Genomic DNA, 5,060 nt, shown 5'->3' on the forward strand with positions numbered 1-5,060 from the left:
GTGATCCATGGGTTCCGCCTCTGTAGACTCGATGACCAGAAACGCCCGACCCCGATCCGAGGAGCGGCCTGCCGATCGGCGCCGCCGCGAGCCGCAGCGTCCCCGTTCCCGCCTCCATCACGGCCCCCATCCCGCTCGTCCCGTCACGCGGATCATTGTCCCAGGGAAGGCGCCAAGGTCCTCAAGGAGGAGGGAAGTGCAAATAAACTCGCAGGATGTCGACGACGGATCTGGCTCCGGTCCCGGCCATGGCGTCCCGGCGCAGGCCCCCTGCGCTGCGGGAATGGCTCGCGCCGGCGATCCCCGGCAGCCCGCTGCTGTCCTGGCTGGGCCCGCTGCTGGTGACCGCGCTCGCCGCGTACCTGCGGTTCGACCGGCTGGCGACGCCGAAGACGGTGGTGTTCGACGAGACCTACTACGCCAAGGACGCGCTCGCCCTGCTGAGGTTCGGCTGGGAGCACAACACCGTCGAGGGCGCCGACAAGATGCTCATCGCGGACCCGGACGCCCATATCTGGGGCAGCGGGCCCGCGTTCGTCGCGCATCCGCCGTTCGGCAAGTGGATGATCGCGATCGGTGAGTGGATGTTCGGCGCGACGCCGTTCGGATGGCGGTTCATGCCCGCCCTGATCGGGACGCTGTCGGTGCTGATCCTGTGCCGCCTCGCCCGCCGGATGACCGGCTCGACGCTGCTCGGCTGCGCCGCCGGGCTGCTGCTGGCGCTGGACGGCCTCGCGTTCGTGACCAGCCGCGCCGCGCTGCTGGACGTCTTCGTGATGTTCTGGGTCCTGGCCGGGTTCGCCTGCCTCGTGAACGACCGGGACCGCTCCCGCCGCGTCCTCGCCGAGCGGATCGAGCAGGGCCGGACCTCGGTGTACGGGCCGTTCCTCGCGCACGGCTGGCGCTGGGGGGCGGGCGTCTGCCTCGGCCTCGCCTGCGCCACCAAGTGGACGGGGGTCTTCTACGTCGCCGCGTTCGGGCTCATGACCGTCCTGTGGGACTACGGCGCCCGCCGCGCCGCCGGGGTCCGGGCCCCGCTGCAGGGGACGATGCTGCTGGAGGCCGTCCCGGCGTTCGTGCAGATCGTCGTGGCGGGGCTGCTCGCGTACCTCGCGACCTGGTGGGGATGGATCTTCAAGCCGGGCGGCTGGGGGCGCGGCGAGGTCTCGGGCAACCCGCTGTGGCGGCCGTTCGAGGCGATGCCCAAGCTGTGGCACTACCACTCGGAGATGCTCGGCTTCCACACGGGTCTGGACGCCAAGCACCCCTACCAGTCGTGGCCCTGGGACTGGCCGATCCTGCGCCGTCCGGTCGCGTTCTTCTACACCGAGCCGAAGGGCGCGTGCGGCGCTGCGACCCGCTGCTCGCGCGAGATCCTCGGGATCGGCACGCCGGCCCTGTGGTGGGGGGCGCTGGTCGCGCTGGTCGTGGTCGCGTTCATCTGGCTGATCCTGCGCGACTGGCGGGCGGGGGCGATCCTGCTCGGCTTCCTCGCGGGCTGGCTGACCTGGTTCCCGTCGGCGTTCGCCGACCGCACGATGTTCCTGTTCTACGCGACGCCGCTCATCCCGTTCATGGTGCTGGCGGTCGTCCTGGTGCTGGGATACCTGATCGGACCGGCGCCCGCCTCGGCGGCGGGCGCGCACGCGGCGCGCTCCGGCGAGAGCGGCCGGGACGCGGGGCCCGCCCTTCCGCCGCGCGCCTCCGCCGACGGGCCTCCCGCGCTGCCGTGGGACCCGCCCGCCGGAGCGTCGCCGGCCCTCGCGCCGTATGACGAGCACGGGCCCTATGACCAGCACGGGGCGTATGACCAGCACGGGGCGTATGACCAGCACGCGCCGTTCGACGAGCGCGGGGCGCACGCGTCCGCCCAGACCGCCGGGGCCCGGCGGCTGATCGGCGCCGCCGCGGCGGGAGCCTTCCTGCTGGTGGTGCTGGCCAACTTCGCGTACTTCCATCCGATCCTGTCCGCGCAGACGATCCCCTACGAGGACTGGCAGGCGCGGATGTGGTTCGACCGCTGGGTCTGACGCGCGGCCGGACCGTCACAGCCGGGCGGCGGCGTCCGCGGTGACGGCCGGGGGCGCGGCGGGGCGCAGCGTCCGCGCGCCGAGCAGGCACAGGGCCAGGGCGAGGACGCCCCCGACCCCGGCGCCCGCGAAGGCGCCGGGCACGCCCGCGGCGTCCTGCCCGACTCCCGAGACGAACGAGCCGACGGAGCCGCCCGCGCCGATCGCCGCGACGATCCACGCGAACGCCTCGGTGACGGTCCCGGCCGGGGCGAGCCGGTCGACCAGCGTGAAACTGCACGCCAGCACCGGCGCGAGGAAGACGCCGGAGACGAACGCGAGCACCGACATGACGGGCAGCCCCGGCGCGAGGGCGAGCGGGAGGTACCCCGCGGCGAGCGCCGCGAGCAGCCAGGGCAGCCGCCGGTGCGCGGCGCCCGCCCACCTGCGGGCGCCGTAGACGATCCCGCCGGTGAGGGCGCCGCCCGCCATGCACGCCAGCAGCAGTCCGGAGGCGAGGTCGCGGCCTAGGTCCTCGGCGTAGGCGACGACGGCGACGGAGTAGACGCCGAGCGCGATCCCGGCGCAGGCGAGCGACAGCAGCAGGACCCGCAGGCCGGGCGAGCGCAGCGGCCCGGCCCAGTCGGAGACGCGCGGCTCGCCCCGCCACCGGCGCGACGGCCCGGACAGCGCGACGACGAGCGTCCCGGCGATGCCGAGGGCGCCGGTGATCAGCAGGGCGGTCTCGGTGTTCACGACGGCCGCGGCGACGACGAGCAGCGGCCCGACGGTGAACAGCAGCTCCTGGGCGGCGGCGTCGAGCGCGTAGGCGGCGTCGACCTGCTCAGGGCCGTCCAGGACGTCCGGCCACAGGGCGCGCAGCCCGGCTTCGAGGGGCGGGGTGGCGAACCCGGCGGCGAACACGGCGGCGACGGCCAGCGGGAGGGGGGACGCGCCGACGGCGGCGAGCAGCGCGAACCCGGCCGCGGAGGCGCAGGCGGCGGGCAGCAGGACGCGCGGCTGGCCGAACCGGTCCATGGCGCGGCCGAGGACGGGCTGCCCGGCGGCGGTCGACAGCCCGAGGATCGCGGCGAGGGTCCCGGCGAGCGGGTAGCCGCCGTCGTCGGCGCGGACGTGCAGGACGACGGCGAGCATGCCCATCCCGTTGGGCAGGCGGCCGAGGAGGGTGCCGCCGAGCAGCCGTCCCGCGTACGGCCTCCGCAGGAAGACGACATAGCCGCGCATCGATGGCCCCCGAGTCCTGTCTAGATTTGTCAGTCATACGTATTACCTCCGTCATACGTACCACTTCCGAGTCCTCCCGTTCTAGTCTGATTTCGTTAGAACGATCCGCCAGGGAGGCGCAGGTGCCGGCGATCAGCCGTCCCACCAGCAAGGACGTGGCTCAGGAGGCCGGGGTCTCGCAGTCCACGGTCTCGCTCGTGCTGGGCGGCAAGTGGAGCGGGCGCGTCTCCCCCGCGACCGCGCGCAGCGTGCGGAGCGCCGCCGAGCGGCTCGGCTACCGGCCCAACCAGGCGGCCCGGAACCTGCGGCTCGGCACCACCCGGACCGTCCTGCTGATGGTGCCGACCCTGACCGCGCCGTTCTTCGGCCCCGTCTACACGGGCGCCGCGCGGGTCGCGGCCCGGCACGGCTTCGGCGTCGTGGTCTCGACCTGGCCGGACGGCACGGCGGGGCCCGCCGACGGCCCGTTCGCGGCGCCGGGCGAGGCGATCGACGGCGTCCTCGCGTCCTCGATGGCCGCGGAGACGCTCGGCGGGTTCGGCGATACGCCCGTCGTGACGCTGGACAGCGGCCCGGCCGGCCTTCCCGGCGCCCCCGTCCCCACCGTCGACTTCGGCGTGGCCGACGGGATGCGGGAGATCGCGGAGCACCTCGCGGGCCTCGGCCACCGCCGGATCGGGCACGTCGCCGCCGCCCTGGACCAGTGGACGTTCCACGCCCGCGCGGACGCCCTCGCGGAGGTCGTCGCGGGCCTGCCGGGCGGCGTCCTCGACCGGGCGGGCTGCGCGATCGACGTCGCCTCGGCCAAGGACGCCGCCACCCGGCTGCTCACCGGTCCCGAGCCGCCGACCGCGCTGGTCTGCGACGACGACCTGATCGCGGCGGGCGCGTACAAGGCGGCCCGCGCGCTGGGCCTGGACGTCCCGTCCGACGTGTCGGTCACCGGGTTCGACGACGTGCTGCTGGCGACGGCGCTGGAACCCGAGCTGACGACCGTCCGGCTGCCGGCCGAGGAACTGGGCGCGCAGGGCATGGCGGCGCTCCTCGGCCTCCTCGACGGGCGCCGTCCCGCCTCCCGCGTCCTGCCCGGCGAGCTCGTCGTCCGGGGCTCGACGGCGCCGCCGCGCGCCCGCTGACCGCCCCGGCCCCTCATTTCCTGGGAAAGCAGGGGTATAAGGCGCGCATGGGATCCCATCCATCCGAGACCGACTTCGACGAGGACCCGGGCAACCGGATCGGTTCGGCGCCCCCGCGGACGCGGGCCTGGCGCGGCGGCGAGATCGAGGCGGAGGGCTTCCCCGTCTCGCGGCTGAGCGACTACCTGGAGCGCCCGGACGTCGTCGTCTGGCTCGACCTGTGCGCGCCGCGGCGCGAGGACCTGCACGTGGTCAGCGACGAGCTCGGCCTCGATCCCGTCGCCGTCGAGGACGCGGTCTCCCGGCACGAGCGGGCGAAGCTCGACCGCTACGAGGGGTACGCCTTCCTCAACGTCTACGTCCCGGTGGTCACCGACGGCGAGCTGGCGATGCACGAGGTGTCGGCGTTCGTCAGCGAGCGCGCCCTCGTCACGGTCCGGCAGGACTGCGGGTTCGACGTCGACGCGCTGGTCCGGCGCTGGGACCAGACCCCGCACGCCGGGTTCGACGAGCCGACCTCCGCGTTCCTGCTCTACGGCCTGCTCGACCTGGTCATCGACCTGCAGCTCACGGCTGAGCCCGTGCTCGTCCATGAGTTCGGCGCGCGTGCGAACGCGGCGGCCGTCGAGTGTCGCCATGGGCTCAGTCTCCCGCGTGTGGCAGCGTTCCG

4 protein-coding genes are annotated in these 5,060 nt (G+C 74.4%); 3 read left to right on the forward strand and 1 reads right to left on the reverse strand.

From position 1 onward, the window contains the following. The first annotated feature begins 215 nt into the window (after positions 1 to 215). Positions 216 to 2,030 carry a phospholipid carrier-dependent glycosyltransferase gene (locus AB0C69_RS37860; protein ID WP_360360654.1) on the forward strand — a complete coding sequence of 605 codons (1,815 nt, stop codon included), beginning with the start codon at positions 216 to 218 and terminating at the stop codon, positions 2,028 to 2,030. A 15-nt stretch (positions 2,031 to 2,045) separates the two neighbouring features. On the opposite strand, the gene AB0C69_RS37865 is transcribed toward AB0C69_RS37860, so the two are convergent. Continuing rightward, positions 2,046 to 3,254 (reverse strand): MFS transporter, encoded by a 1,209-nt coding sequence (locus tag AB0C69_RS37865; RefSeq protein ID WP_360360657.1) that lies wholly within the window; start codon positions 3,252 to 3,254, stop codon positions 2,046 to 2,048. Between the two features lie 122 nt (positions 3,255 to 3,376). On the opposite strand from AB0C69_RS37865, the gene AB0C69_RS37870 reads away from it, so the two are divergent. Both AB0C69_RS37870 and AB0C69_RS37875 read left to right on the forward strand, forming a co-directional pair. Continuing rightward, positions 3,377 to 4,390 carry a LacI family DNA-binding transcriptional regulator gene (locus AB0C69_RS37870; protein ID WP_360360660.1) on the forward strand — a complete coding sequence of 338 codons (1,014 nt, stop codon included), beginning with the start codon at positions 3,377 to 3,379 and terminating at the stop codon, positions 4,388 to 4,390. Positions 4,391 to 4,437: 47 nt separating this feature from the next. Then, on the forward strand, positions 4,438 to 5,060 hold a 623-nt coding region (locus AB0C69_RS37875), incomplete at its 3' end, for a CorA family divalent cation transporter (protein ID WP_360360663.1).

It is taken from the genome of Actinomadura sp. NPDC048032, from assembly GCF_040653175.1.
In the GTDB taxonomy this organism is placed as follows: domain Bacteria; phylum Actinomycetota; class Actinomycetes; order Streptosporangiales; family Streptosporangiaceae; genus Spirillospora; species Spirillospora verrucosospora.

Excerpts from the sequence above, each read along its gene's own strand:
- AB0C69_RS37860 (WP_360360654.1), top strand. The coding sequence starts at position 216 with ATGTCGACGACGGATCTGGCTCCGGTCCCGGCCATGGCGTCCCGGCGC.
- AB0C69_RS37865 (WP_360360657.1), bottom strand. The coding sequence starts at position 3,254 with ATGCGCGGCTATGTCGTCTTCCTGCGGAGGCCGTACGCGGGACGGCTG.